At 26.7% G+C, this 13,105-nt stretch carries 16 protein-coding genes; 12 read left to right on the top strand and 4 right to left on the bottom strand.

The window, feature by feature from the left end; genetic code table 11:
* Position 1 precedes the first annotated feature (1 nt).
* The 6 genes from AVBRAN12647_RS02720 (at position 2) to AVBRAN12647_RS02695 (ending at position 5,292) form a co-directional block, all read left to right on the top strand.
* Positions 2-562, top strand: a complete 561-nt coding sequence (locus AVBRAN12647_RS02720) for a LemA family protein (RefSeq protein ID WP_239803579.1) — start codon at positions 2-4, stop codon at positions 560-562.
* A complete protein-coding gene (locus AVBRAN12647_RS02715; RefSeq protein WP_336614657.1) occupies positions 559-1,323 on the top strand; it encodes a DUF3137 domain-containing protein in 765 nt (254 codons plus the stop codon). The genes AVBRAN12647_RS02720 and AVBRAN12647_RS02715 overlap by 4 nt, the downstream gene beginning before the upstream one ends.
* Positions 1,320-2,024, top strand: coding sequence for a DUF3137 domain-containing protein (locus AVBRAN12647_RS02710; protein WP_336609389.1), 705 nt, complete (start codon positions 1,320-1,322; stop codon positions 2,022-2,024). Before AVBRAN12647_RS02715 ends, AVBRAN12647_RS02710 begins: the two co-directional genes overlap by 4 nt.
* A gap of 114 nt (positions 2,025-2,138) precedes the next feature.
* A complete protein-coding gene (gene accB / locus AVBRAN12647_RS02705) occupies positions 2,139-2,588 on the top strand; it encodes an acetyl-CoA carboxylase biotin carboxyl carrier protein (protein WP_214118793.1) in 450 nt (149 codons plus the stop codon).
* A gap of 10 nt (positions 2,589-2,598) precedes the next feature.
* Positions 2,599-3,933 carry an acetyl-CoA carboxylase biotin carboxylase subunit gene (locus AVBRAN12647_RS02700; protein WP_336614656.1) on the top strand — a complete coding sequence of 445 codons (1,335 nt, stop codon included), beginning with the start codon at positions 2,599-2,601 and terminating at the stop codon, positions 3,931-3,933.
* Positions 3,934-3,981: 48 nt separating this feature from the next.
* Complete coding sequence (locus AVBRAN12647_RS02695) at positions 3,982-5,292, top strand: MATE family efflux transporter (protein WP_336614655.1); 1,311 nt, start codon at positions 3,982-3,984, stop codon at positions 5,290-5,292.
* Positions 5,293-5,310: 18 nt separating this feature from the next.
* Here AVBRAN12647_RS02695 and AVBRAN12647_RS02690 read toward each other — a convergent pair whose 3' ends face one another.
* From AVBRAN12647_RS02690 to AVBRAN12647_RS02675, 4 genes are all read right to left on the bottom strand, one after another.
* Positions 5,311-5,739 carry a hypothetical protein gene (locus AVBRAN12647_RS02690; RefSeq protein WP_336614654.1) on the bottom strand — a complete coding sequence of 143 codons (429 nt, stop codon included), beginning with the start codon at positions 5,737-5,739 and terminating at the stop codon, positions 5,311-5,313.
* Positions 5,739-5,954: a flagellar biosynthesis anti-sigma factor FlgM gene (locus AVBRAN12647_RS02685; RefSeq protein WP_214118801.1), complete on the bottom strand. Its 216-nt coding sequence runs from the start codon at positions 5,952-5,954 to the stop codon at positions 5,739-5,741. The genes AVBRAN12647_RS02690 and AVBRAN12647_RS02685 overlap by 1 nt, the downstream gene beginning before the upstream one ends.
* 54 nt (positions 5,955-6,008) lie before the next feature.
* Positions 6,009-6,269 (bottom strand): rod-binding protein, encoded by a 261-nt coding sequence (locus AVBRAN12647_RS02680; RefSeq protein WP_239803721.1) that lies wholly within the window; start codon positions 6,267-6,269, stop codon positions 6,009-6,011.
* Positions 6,270-6,418: 149 nt separating this feature from the next.
* Positions 6,419-7,453, bottom strand: a complete 1,035-nt coding sequence (locus AVBRAN12647_RS02675) for a flagellar basal body P-ring protein FlgI (protein ID WP_214118805.1) — start codon at positions 7,451-7,453, stop codon at positions 6,419-6,421.
* Between the two features lie 130 nt (positions 7,454-7,583).
* Here AVBRAN12647_RS02675 and AVBRAN12647_RS02670 point away from each other — a divergent pair, with 130 nt between their 5' ends.
* From AVBRAN12647_RS02670 to AVBRAN12647_RS02645, 6 genes are read left to right on the top strand one after another with little or no spacing between them, the layout of a single operon-like run.
* The gene (locus tag AVBRAN12647_RS02670; RefSeq protein WP_336608589.1) at positions 7,584-8,267 is read left to right on the top strand and encodes a F0F1 ATP synthase subunit A; all 684 of its coding nucleotides are present in this window, start codon (positions 7,584-7,586) and stop codon (positions 8,265-8,267) included.
* A complete protein-coding gene (gene gatB / locus AVBRAN12647_RS02665) occupies positions 8,267-9,685 on the top strand; it encodes an Asp-tRNA(Asn)/Glu-tRNA(Gln) amidotransferase subunit GatB (protein ID WP_336614653.1) in 1,419 nt (472 codons plus the stop codon). Before AVBRAN12647_RS02670 ends, gatB begins: the two co-directional genes overlap by 1 nt.
* Entirely contained in the window at positions 9,682-10,560 is an 879-nt protein-coding gene (locus AVBRAN12647_RS02660; RefSeq protein WP_214118811.1) for an NAD(P)H-dependent glycerol-3-phosphate dehydrogenase, read from the top strand. Before gatB ends, AVBRAN12647_RS02660 begins: the two co-directional genes overlap by 4 nt.
* Complete coding sequence (locus AVBRAN12647_RS02655) at positions 10,557-11,546, top strand: glycoside hydrolase family 3 N-terminal domain-containing protein (protein WP_239803584.1); 990 nt, start codon at positions 10,557-10,559, stop codon at positions 11,544-11,546. Before AVBRAN12647_RS02660 ends, AVBRAN12647_RS02655 begins: the two co-directional genes overlap by 4 nt.
* Positions 11,543-12,316: a TIGR02757 family protein gene (locus AVBRAN12647_RS02650; RefSeq protein ID WP_214118814.1), complete on the top strand. Its 774-nt coding sequence runs from the start codon at positions 11,543-11,545 to the stop codon at positions 12,314-12,316. The genes AVBRAN12647_RS02655 and AVBRAN12647_RS02650 overlap by 4 nt, the downstream gene beginning before the upstream one ends.
* The gene (locus AVBRAN12647_RS02645) at positions 12,303-13,061 is read left to right on the top strand and encodes a sulfite exporter TauE/SafE family protein (RefSeq protein WP_336614652.1); all 759 of its coding nucleotides are present in this window, start codon (positions 12,303-12,305) and stop codon (positions 13,059-13,061) included. The genes AVBRAN12647_RS02650 and AVBRAN12647_RS02645 overlap by 14 nt, the downstream gene beginning before the upstream one ends.
* Positions 13,062-13,105 lie beyond the last annotated feature (44 nt).

Here is a 13,105-nt window from a genome sequence, read left to right as displayed (position 1 = left end):
TTTGGAAATAATTTATGTGATTTTGGCTATTTTGTTTTTAGTAATTATTATGGTTATTTTTACTTATAATTCTTTAATAGCAAGAAGAAATGATGTAAAAAATACTTATTCAAGTATTGATGTTGAACTTCAGCAAAGATATGATTTAATACCTAATTTAATAGCTTCTATAAAAGCTTATTTTGAATACGAAAAAGATACTTTAGAAAATATTGTAAAACTTAGAGAAAATGCTATGTATTCAAATAATACTAAAGAAAAATTTGCTTTAAATAACGAACTAAGCAAAGCTTTAGGGAATTTAAATATAAAACTTGAAAATTACCCTGATTTAAAGGCAAACTCAAGTGTTAATAATCTTTTAAATGCTTTAAAAGATTGTGAAGAGCAAATTAGTGCTGCTAGAAGAGCTTATAATTCGGCAGTTACAAGTTATAACAATTATTGCGAGAGTTTTCCAAATAATTTAATAGCTAATGCTTTTAATTTTATAAAAGCTGATTTTTATGAAGTAAAAGATGAAATTAAAAGCAATCCTAATGTAAAAGATTTATTTAAATGATTAAAACATTAAAACTTATTTTTATAGTTTTAGTTGTTTTTGCATTTTATAAATTATGTTTAGCAATAGATGATTATTATATTAGTAAGGATATGAATTTAATTCATTTTAGTCATTTTTTATATTTAGCGGTATCTTTAATATTACTTGCTTTATTAATTTATACTCTTAATCTTTTTTTATATGTATTGCCGTTTTTTTATAAACATAATTTCGTTTTGATTGAAGATAAGGAAAAATATAAAGATACATTAATAGCTTCTGATAGGGCTTATATTTTTAATGCTTATAGAAAAAATGGTTTAGATATTTTGTTTTGTTCTTTTTTAAAAGTTGATAGTATAGGTATGTTTGATGTTAAGATTAAGTATTTAAGTATTGATTTTTTTGGAACTTATATAAGGGTTAAGAAAAAAATTCATAATAATTTTGGTATTTTTGCTAATAGGAGATTGTTATTTTTATATTTTAATAATGGAATTTTATTTAATCAAAAGATTAGTTATTTGAGTGATAATGTAGAATTTAATAAAAAATTTATTTTATATCCTAGTGATATGGTTAAGGATTTTAAATTTTTAAATCCTAAAAAATTAAGAAATATCGTAACAGCTGCAAAATATATAAATCATAGATTTAGTGTGATTTATGGTGATGAATATTTAGAAATTTATATTCATAATTTTTTATTTTCTTCTAATATTGAGAATGAATTTAAAAGTGTTTTAAGAATTATAAAAGAATTTAATGAGGCAAAATGATAGAGTTTTTAAAAGTTTTTAGAATAATTTGTATTGTGTGTTTGGCAATATATTTAATTTGGGGTATTGCTAGGCAATTTCAAAATATTTATATAATGTTTATTTTGATAGTATTTATTATAATTTTATCATTTTTTATTAGCTATATTCAGTATAAAAATATAATCAAACCATTTTTTATTAGCAATAATTTTAATGAAATATCAAATATAAGCGATATTAAAAAAGGCATAATTAATAGTGAAAGTGTAAATATAGAATTTGCTTATAATAAAGATGATTTAGATATTTTAAAGGTTAATATTAAAAATACTTATTACACACAAAAAGATAAAAAAAGAGAAAAAGATATTTTTAAAGGAATTTATATTCGTAAAAAAAATATAAAAATGAAAGATTTTATAATAGTTAGTAATAGCGATATTAAGGATATTTTAGGAGTTAAAGAGCCTTTAATTTTACTTGATAATGTAGATTTTAATAAATATTTTAAATTGTATTCTAATAATAATTTAGAAGTTTTTAAATTCTTAAATCCTAAGAAATTAGATATTATTAGTAATAATGCAAAACTTATTAATCACAAAATAAGTCTTTTTTATAAAGATAATTATTTGCATATTTATATTCATAATTTTTCTTTTAGTGAAAATATTGAAAAAGAATTTAAAAGCATAATAAATATTGTTAACGAGTTTTAAAAAATGTGAGAATTTGAAACACGAAATTAAAAGTATATGCTATTATAAGTTATAATTTTATTTTTGTTATATTTATAACATTAAAATTGTCAGAATTTTATATCAGGAGAGAAAATGAAAAGAGAAGAAATAAAAGAATTAATAGATATGTTTGCTCAAGCAAATATAGGCAAAATCAAAATCAAAGAAGGCGATTTTGAAATTAGCTTAGAAAAGCAAGGAACGGTTGTTGAATGCGCACCAATTCCTGCAGTAATGCCACAAAGTGCTCCAGCACCAATTAATGTAAATGTAGTAAATGAAGCACAACCTGCTAAAAACACTCATCCAGCAATTACAAGCCCAATGGTAGGAACATTTTATCAAGCACCAAGTCCAGGGGCAGCTAGTTTCGTAAAAGTTGGTCAAACAGTGAGAAAAGGCGATACAATTTGCATTATTGAAGCTATGAAAATTATGAATGAAATTGAAGCTGAATTTGATTGCAAAATCGTAAGCGCTTTAGTAGAAGATGGACAACCTGTGGAGTATGGAACAGAATTATTTGCAGTTGAAAAACTATAAGTAGGTTGCAATGAGAGAGATTAAAAAGATTTTAATTGCTAATCGTGGAGAAATAGCTCTAAGAGCTATTAGAACGATTAAAGAAATGGGTAAAGAAGCTATTTGTATATATTCTAGTGCTGATAAAGACGCTTTATATTTAAAATATTGTGATGCTAGTATTTGCGTTGGTGGTCCAAAATCAAGCGAGAGTTATTTAAATATCCCATCAATTATTAGTGCTGCTGAATTATGTGGTGCTGATGCGATTTTTCCTGGATATGGGTTTTTGAGTGAAAATCAAAATTTCGTAGAAATTTGTGAGCGTCATAATATTAAATTCATAGGTCCTAGTGTAGAAGCTATGAATACTATGAGTGATAAAAGTAAAGCTAAACAAGTTATGAAAAGAGCAGGTGTTCCAGTAATCCCAGGTAGTGATGGGGCTATTAGTGGAGTAGAAGTTGCAAAAGAATTAGCTGAAGAAATGGGCTATCCTGTTATTTTAAAAGCTGCTGCAGGTGGTGGTGGTCGTGGTATGCGTGTGGTTGAAAAGGCTACTGATTTAGAAAAAGCATATTGGTCTGCTGAAAGCGAAGCTACAAGTGCATTTGGTGATGGTAGAATGTATATTGAAAAATACATTAAAAATCCACGCCATATTGAAGTGCAAATCATAGGAGATAGTTTTGGAAATGTTATTCATATAGGTGAGCGTGATTGTTCTATGCAAAGAAGACATCAAAAGCTAATAGAAGAAAGTCCAGCTAGAATTTTAGAGCCAGCTACTAGAGAAAAATTATTAGAAACTGCTATAAGAGCAGCTAAAGCTATTGGATATGAAGGTGCAGGGACATTTGAGTTTTTATTAGATGATTATCAAAATTTTTATTTTATTGAAATGAATACAAGATTACAGGTTGAGCATTGCGTAAGTGAAATGTGTAGTGGAGAAGACATTATTCGTCATATGATAAATGTAGCTGAAGGAAAAGCTCTACCTAAACAAGAAGAGATAAATTTTAAAGGTCATTCAATTGAGTGCAGAATTACTGCAGAAGACCCTAAAACATTTACACCTTGTCCTGGGACAATTAGTAGATATACAGCTCCTGCAGGTGCAAATGTGAGAATGGAAAGCCATGTTTATCAAGGATACAGCGTTCCTCCGTTTTATGATAGTATGATAGGTAAGCTTGTTGTTTGGGCTCCTACAAGAGAGATGGCAATTCATAAGATGAAATGTGCTTTACAAGAATTAATAGTAAGTGGTATTAAAACTACAAAAGATTTTCATATTTCTATGATGGAAAATCCTGATTTTATAAACAATAAATTTGATACAAACTATTTATCAAGAAAATAATTCCTAAATGAAATTCTTTAAGAATTTCATTTAGTCCTAAGTAATGCTATGAAAGAAATTAATTTTTATAAATTATCTTTAAATATTTATTTAGAAATGCTACTTCGTTTTAGTTCTATTGTCATAAATACTATTATGATTAGTAGATACAATGTGTTTTTAATAGGAGCTATGAGTAGTGCAAATCAGATTTTTATAATAGCTACAACTATATTTTCATTCCTTTCAATTGGTTCAAGTGTATTAATATCTCAAGCTTTAGGTGCTAATAACAAAAACTTAGCAATAAGGTCAGCTCATATTAGTATATCTTTTAATATGGTTTTAGGTATTTTGATATTTTTTATAATTAATTTTTTTGATGGCAATATGCTTAAGTTGTTAAATGTTCCTAATGATATATTTGATTATTCATTAATATATTTACAAACTATAGCTTATGTAATATTGTTAGATTGCTTAAATATAGCTTTATCATCTGTAATTAGAACTTATGCTAAGGCTAAGGAATTAATGATTGTATCGCTTATTATGAATGCAGTTAATATCGTTTTTAATGCTATATTTTTGTATAAATATGATTTAGGCTTATTTGGAGTGGGAATTTCAAGTGTAATTTCTAGGATAGTAAGCCTTGCAATGTTAGTTTATATATATTTTAAGATTGCAAAACTTAAGATTTATTTTGAGCTATTTTTTAAAATTAATAAAAAAATATTAAAAAATATTTTGACAATAGGTGGCTTTAGTGCAGGAGAAAATCTACTATGGTCAGCACAATATATGGTTATTTTCGCTTTTGTTGGATTATTAGGAAAAGATGCTTTAAGTATTCAAAGTATATTTTTTCAAATTTCAATGTTTATATTTACTACTAGCTCTGCATTAAGTGTGGCTAATGAGATAATCATCGGTAGGCTAGTTGGTGCAAAAGAATTTGAAAAAGCGTATAAACAAAGTTTTAAAGTATTAAAAATTGCAATAATTTGTAGTTTAGTATATGCTAGTTTTGTTTTTTTAATTCAAGATTATATATTTCAAGCACTTAGTTTAAGCAATGAATTAATAAATATTATAAAACCGCTTTTTATAATAAGTTTTTTCTTAGAAAGCTCAAGAGCTTTAAATATAGTAATGGTTAATTCTTTAAGGGCTAGTGGGGATGCTGCCTTTCCTTTTTATGCTGGAATTGTTTTTATGTGGGGAGTTAGTGTTCCTTTAGCTTATATGTTAGGGATACATTTACATTTTGCCATGGTTGGAATATGGGGTGCTTTTGTAGTTGATGAACTTTTAAGAGGACTTGCTAATACATATCGTTGGAAAAGTAAAAAATGGCAAAGCAAATCAGCTGTATAAATATCTTTTAAAAGATATTTATATTTTATGATTTAGTGTTGTTGTGCTTTTAAATTCTTGTTTGTATCCGTTAGTTTCTATGCTATCTTTTAACATTTCTTCAAGTAAAGAATCATAAAATTCTTTAACACTTAGCACATATTTTGCATATTCTTTGTTTTTTGCTAATAAGTAATTTAAATTAAATTTTAATTGTTGTAATAAATCGCTTGATTTTTCACTTAATAAATCTGATAAATTACCATTATTTTTAGTAGCTAATTCAAGTAAGGCATTATCTAAAGCTTGCTTTTCTTTTAAAAAAGCATTAAGTGCTTCTACTTTTTCCTTATTTTGAATATCAAGTCTGTCTTTTCTAGCTTCTTTAATATCACTTATTCCTTGTTCTGTTATGCTAATAATTTTTAATAAAAGATTATTAGCAGTAGCTAGTCTTTTTTCTATCATTAGCATAACTCATTTGCAATTGCATTTGCGGTAGATTTTAAATCAATTTTATAAGTTCCATTTGCAATTTGCTCAGCTATAGCAGCTGCTTTTGGGCTCAAAGAACTTTTGGTTTCTTTAACTTCAGTTTTATCAACATTTTCACTTTTTGTAGCTTTTGGCTTCATAATATCTTGGCTTGAATATACCATAGATGAACTAAGTGAGTTTAACATTTTTCAACCTTTTTATAATATTTGCATACTATATCGGAATTAGTTTAAAAAACTTTATAGCCTTTCTTTTAAAAAATTAAATAGCATTTCAGAAAATCCAAGCCCACCACTTAAAGCCTTACTCATAGCATCATTATACATTGAGCCATAAATATCATCTCCAGCGTCTTTTCCAAATAGTGGATTTTCTAATTTAAGACTAATATCAAGGACACTTTTTATCATAAATGCTTCAAAAGCATCTGTTTGTTCTTTTAACAATTTTTCATCTACTTTTGCAGTATTTGGCTGGTTTATTAAATTAGAATTTAAAATTTCATGAGATTTTTTATTTTCTATTTTATTAATTTCTTTTTCTAATAAATTAGAAAAATTATTTTTACTATCTTCGCTTAATTTTATTAAGGTATTTGTATTTGGTAGAGTATTTTTATATGTATTTTCATAAATTTTTGATATATCCATTATAAAATCTCCAATTCAGCATTAATTGCCCCAGCTTGTTTTAAATTTTTAATAATCGTTATTACATCAGCAGGGCTTGCACCTAGTTTATTTAAGGCTCTAGTGATATTTGCTAAAGTTATTTTATCGTTAGTAATTCTTAAAATATTTGAGCTAGTATCAATTACACTACCATCTTTTAAATCAACTTCATTGTCTTTTAGTTCATAAGGTCTTTTAGGTTCAATTTTAATTGTTATATTTCCATGAGATATTAAAACAGGACTAACTTCTACATCAATTCCACTTATTATCGTTCCTGTTTTTTCATTTATTATGATTTTACTATTTGCGTTTATTTCTCCAGCATCTAGCGATAATACTTTTGCTATAAAATCAACTGCACTTTCTTCTTCTGGTCTTTCTATTATTATTGTTTTACCATCTGTAGCTTTTGCTATATCTAAATCATAAGCTTTATTTATTGCGTTTTTTATTTTACTCGCTAGTGCAAAATCATTTTGCTTTAGACTTAGAGTAATTCTTTCTTGATTGTTAAAATCAAAATTAACTTCTCTTTCTATACTAGCTCCATTTGTTATTTTTGCATTTGTCATACTAGCACCTTTGCCACTACTATCTATACTAAGCGCTCCTTGAGCTAATGCGTAAATATTCCCATCAACACCTTTTAAAGCACTTAATAAAAGTGTTCCACCTTTTAAACTTTTAGCATCGCCTAATGAAGCTACATTTACATCAATTTTATCCCCACTTTTTGCAAAGGCAGGTAATTTTGCACTAATCATAACTGCTGCGGTATTTTTACTTTTAATATCATCAGGGCTTATTTTGATATTCATAGAGCCTAGCATATTTGCAATTGATTGAATAGTAAATTCGCTACTAGAACCATCTCCACTACCATTTAGACCAACAACCAAACCATATCCGATTAACTCATTATCCCTAACTCCAACAATATTTGCTATATCTTTTATTTGTGAAGCCATTAAGGAATTTAATATAAATATCAAAAATATCATAAATCTCATTATTTTTCCTTATTTTAAATATGTTTAAATTAAGCAAATCATATTCCATATTTTTTACAAAAACATTAACCAAATACTAAATTAGCTTTTGTAAAATCAGCAGATTACTTTCAAATTTTAAGGATAATAAATGCACAATTTATTTTTATTTAGTGATTTTATAGCTGATGACAATAAAGCGATTACTTATTTAATTCATTTCGTTTTAGTTATTGCAATTATTTTGGTTTTAGCAAAATTAGCAACTTCTAAAATGCAATTAGTTCCAAAAGGTATTCAAAATATTATGGAAATGTTTTTAGATGGTGTTTTATCTATGGGTAAAGATACTTTAGGCTCAAAGGAAGCAGCTTTAAAATATGTTCCTTTAATCGCTACTCTTGGATTAGTTGTTTTTGTAAGCAATATAATAGGTATAATTCCTGGATTTGAAGCTCCTAGTGCTAGTTTAAATTTAACACTTCCTTTAGCAATAATTGTTTTTATATACTATCATTACGAAGGCATAAAAACTCAAGGATTTTGTAAGTATTTCAAGCATTTTTTTGGTCCCGTTAAAGTGATTGCTCCACTTATGTTTGTTGTTGAAGTGATATCACATTTTTCTCGTATAGTTTCTTTATCTTTCCGTCTTTTTGGAAATATTAAAGGAGATGATTTATTTTTAGGTGTTATTTTGGCTTTAGTTCCAATCGTAGCTCCGCTTCCACCATATTTTCTTTTAACATTTATGGCATTTTTACAATCGTTTGTATTTATGATTTTAACTTATGTATATATAGCTAGTGCTATTGCAATTGATGAGGAGCATTAATGGAATTTGAAGTAGTTATTGGTTTAGAAGTTCATACTCAGCTTAATACAAAAACTAAGATTTTTTGTTCTTGTGCGACAAGTTTTGGTGAAGTTGCTAATACTAATGTTTGCCCTGTGTGTTTGGCATTGCCTGGAGCTTTACCTGTATTAAATAAAGAAGCTTTACAAAAGGCTATATATTTTGGTAAAGCAATTAACGCAAAAATTAATGAAGTAAGTATTTTTAATAGAAAAAACTATTTTTATCCTGATTTACCTAAAGCTTATCAAATATCACAATTTGATGTGGCAATAGTTGAAGGTGGAAAATTAGAAATTGAAGGTGATTTTGGTAAAAAAACAGTAGGAATTACTAGAGCTCACCTTGAAGAAGATGCAGGTAAAAATATTCACGAAAACGATAATTCTTTAGTAGATTTAAATCGTGCGGGAACTCCACTACTTGAGATTGTAAGTGAGCCAGATATTAGAAGCGCTGATGAAGCTGTAGCTTATCTTAAAAAACTTCATTCTATTATAAGATTTTTAGATATTAGTGATGCTAATATGCAAGAAGGCTCTTTTAGATGTGATGTTAATATATCTATCAGACCTAAAGGCGATAATAAATTTTATACAAGAGTAGAAATTAAGAATTTAAATAGTTTTAAATTTATTCAAAAAGCAATAGAGTATGAGAAAGAACGCCAAATAGCTGCTTGGATGGATGGTAAGTATGATAGTGAAGTAGTTCAAGAAACAAGATTATTTGATACTACAAGACTTGTTACAAAACCTATGAGAAGCAAAGAAGAAGCTGCTGAATATAGATATTTTGCAGACCCTGATTTATTACCTGTATTTGCTAGTGCTGATATGATTAATGTTGCAATTCCTGAACTTGCAGATGAGAAGATATCTCGTTATGTTAGCGAGTATGGGCTAAAAGAAGATGATGCTAAGGTTTTAGTAAGCTCACTAGAAATGGCTATGTTTTTTGAATATTTAATAAAATCAGGTTGTTCTCCAAAACTTAGTACAACTTGGTTAAGTGTAGAATTAATGGGTTTATTGAAAGGTGAATTAAATATAACAAATTCTCCTGTGGGAAAAGAAAAATTAGCAGATTTGATAAAAGCTATTGAAAATAGTGAAATATCAAATAAAGCAGGCAAAGATGTTTTAGCTTATTTGTTTGAAAACGATATAAGTGTAAGTGATGCTATTGATAAACTAGGATTAAAACAAGTTAGTGATGATGGTGCTATTAATGCAATAATAGATGAAATATTATCTAAGAATGCAGATAAGGTAGCTGAATATAAGTCGGGTAAAGATAAATTGTTTGGATTTTTTGTAGGGCAGACTATGAAAGAAGGCAAAGGAGCTTTTAATCCAAATAAAGTAAATGAGCTTTTAAAGGCTAAGCTTGGATGATTAGCGTAATTGGTTCTGGTAAGTGGGGTAGTGCAATAGCTCATGCTATCTCACTTAATAACAAAGTAAATATTTGTTCTTTTAGTAAAAAATCAGGTGAATATATTGATATAAACGAAGCTAAAAAAAGTAAATATTTAATATTTGCATTAAGTGCTCAAGGAACCTATGATTATCTTAGAGCTAACTTTAGTAATTTAAATGATAATTATGTATTAATCGCTTCAAAAGGTATTTATCAAGACTTGTTTTTACACGATGTATTTTCTAAGTTTTTTCCAATAGAAAATATTAGTGTTTTAACTGGCCCATCTTTTGCAACAGAAGTTAGTAAAAATTTACCAACAGCACTTGTAATTAGTGGTGTTAATGATAAGTTAAATCAAGAATTTGCTAATTTTTTTCCTAGTTTTATAAAGACATACACCGATAATGATGTCGTTGGTGCTGAGATTTGTGGTGCATATAAAAATATTATTGCTATTGCTAGTGGAATTTGTGATGGTTTAGAATTAGGTAATAACGCAAGAGCTGCTCTTATTTCTCGTGGTCTTATAGAAATTACTAGATTTGGTAAGTTTTTTGGTGCTAAAGATAATACTTTTCTAGGTTTAAGTGGGGCAGGTGATTTATTTTTAACTGCTAGCTCAACATTATCAAGAAATTACAGAGTGGGATTAATGCTTGCAAAGGGCTATAATCAAGATGAAATTAAGCAAGAATTAAATGAAGTTGCTGAAGGAATTGATACCACTAAATCAGTTTGTAAAATTGCAAAAACACATAATATATATTGTCCTATTGCTAATGAAATTTTATTAATTTTAAATGGCAAGAATGTAAAAACTAGCTTACAAGATTTATTAAAAAAATGAAAAAATTTTTAATTATATTATTTGTAAATATTGTATTGTATTCTCAAAATTTATCAAATATAAGCACCCAAAGACTAGCTGGTCAGATGATTATGATAGGTTTTAATGGAAAAGATATTAAAGAATACAATATAAGAAAATTAGGTCAAGAAGCTAGTCTTGGAAAAGTTGGTGGTATAGTTTTTAGGGCAAATAATTTCACAGATATTGAACAGGCAAAAAAATTAGTAAGTAGATTTAAAAATATAGCAATTGTAAATCCATTATTTTTAGGTATTGATTATAAAGATTTAGATAAAAATTATGATTTTTTATATTGTAAAGAACCTGATTTTATTAATCAGAATTTAAATATTAATGATGCTAGATTGAATTATCTAAAATCAGCTTTAAATTTAAAAGAATTAGGACTTAATTTAAATTTAACATTAGGGGTAAATACTAGTATAACTAATGATTTATTAGATAAACTTAGTATCTATGCTAGAGAATACTCTGATGCTTTTAGGCAAAGTAATATTTTAATAGCAGCTAAAACTTTTCCTGGAGATATGAATAATTCTTCAAGTTTTGTTAAAGATTATAGATTAAGTTTTTTAAAGCCATTTTATGATTTTACACAAACTAATAAAGTTGATATGATAATGGTTTCAAATAAAATTTATCCTATACTAGATAAAAAACCAGCAAATATGTCTAAGAAAATCATTAATATATTAAAAAATGACTTATCATTTAATGGGGTAATAGTAAGTGATGATATCTTAGGTGGTGATTTAGATGGCATAGATTTTAAAGATAGGATAATTGATAGTATAAATGCTGGAGTTGATATATTATATTTTGGATTATCTAGGATAAAGTATGGAGATACAGCAAGTTATGTTGTTGATATTATAAGTCAAGCGGTAGATGATGGCAAAATAAGTAGAAGTAGATTAGAAGAATCTTATATAAAAATTACTTCTTTAAAAGAGAGAATATGATAAAAAAATTATTAGATGAACAAAGTGGTATTAAAAATACAATTGATAATTTATATTCACATCCTGACCCATTGCAAGTAGTATATGATAATATTAATAGCAAAGATATAGAATTTATTGCTTTAATATGCGCTTTATTTGCGTATGGAAATGCTGGTGCTATAGTAAAATTTTTAAAAAAACTTGATTTTACTTTACTTAATAAAAGTGATGAAGAAATAAGGCAAATAAATCACAAATATAGATTTCAAAACGAAAGAGATGTAGCAGAGATTTTTATTAGTCTAAAAAGATTTAAAGAAAAATCAAGTATAAAAGATTTTAGTCATAAAATTTATAAAACAAGCAAAAATAATAAAATATTAGAAGTTATTCAAGCTTTAATTACTGAGATTTATTCATTGAATGATTATAGAAGTGATGGGTATGAATTCTTTTTTAGTAAAGTTAATAATACAAGTGCGTATAAAAGATATTGTATGTATTATCGTTGGATGGTAAGAAATGATAATTTAGATTTAGGTTTGTTTAGTGAAATTAGCCCTGCTGATTTACTAATGCCACTTGATACACATACACATAAAATGGGGCTTATGTTAGGGCTTATTAAAAGAAAACAAGCTGATCAAAAATGTATGTTAGAGCTTAGTAAGGCTTTAAAAAATTTTTGCAATGAAGACCCTTTAAAATACGATTTTGCTTTATATAGAATATCTCAGACTAATGATGAAAATTCTTTACAAGAATTAATTAAAAATGCCAGAAATTAGTATTATACAAGAAATTATAGTTTTAATATCGGCATTATTTGCTGGCTTTATTGATGCAATTTGCGGCGGTGGAGGGCTTATTATAATACCTATGCTAATTGCTTTTGGTTTAGGAGAACAATTAGCCATTAGCACTCACAAATTTCAAGCAATGTTTGCGATGTGTTGTTCGTTTTCAACCCTTTTTAAATATATAGAATTTAAAAAAGTATTTATAGGAATGATTTTTAGCATAATAGGTGGTATTTTAGGTGCTAGGGTTCTTTTAATAATTAATCCTGAACCATTAAAACCCATTATATTATTTACTCTTTTATTGATTTTTATATATTCTATTTTCAATTCAAAACTAGGTAGTATTAAAGCTAAGCAAATAATTAGTGAAAAATTATTCTATCCGTTTTTTGGCTTATTGATAGGATTTTATGATGGATTTTTAGGGCCTGCTACAGGTTCATTTTGGATATTTACTAGCATTAGTTTAATAGGTCAAGATATTAAACAAGCAAGTATTAATGCTAAAGCTTTATGTATGGCAAGCGGTATGATTTCTCTTATAATATTTATGATAGATTTTAAGATTTATTATTCACTTGGTCTAAAAATGGCTATGTGTGGTATATTTGGAGCATTTTTAGGTGCTAAATTTGTTTTAAAATACAAAAGTGATTCTATCAAAAAAATATTTTTAGTTATTGTTTTTATAACTTTACTTAAACTAACTTATGAATATTATTTAAAATAATTTTTATTACAAATTATAAAATTTATTTATATAAAAGACTTTTT

Source organism: Campylobacter sp. RM12647, from assembly GCF_020138135.1.
Taxonomy (GTDB): domain Bacteria; phylum Campylobacterota; class Campylobacteria; order Campylobacterales; family Campylobacteraceae; genus Campylobacter_E.
This window is presented reverse-complemented; position numbering and strand designations above follow the sequence as displayed.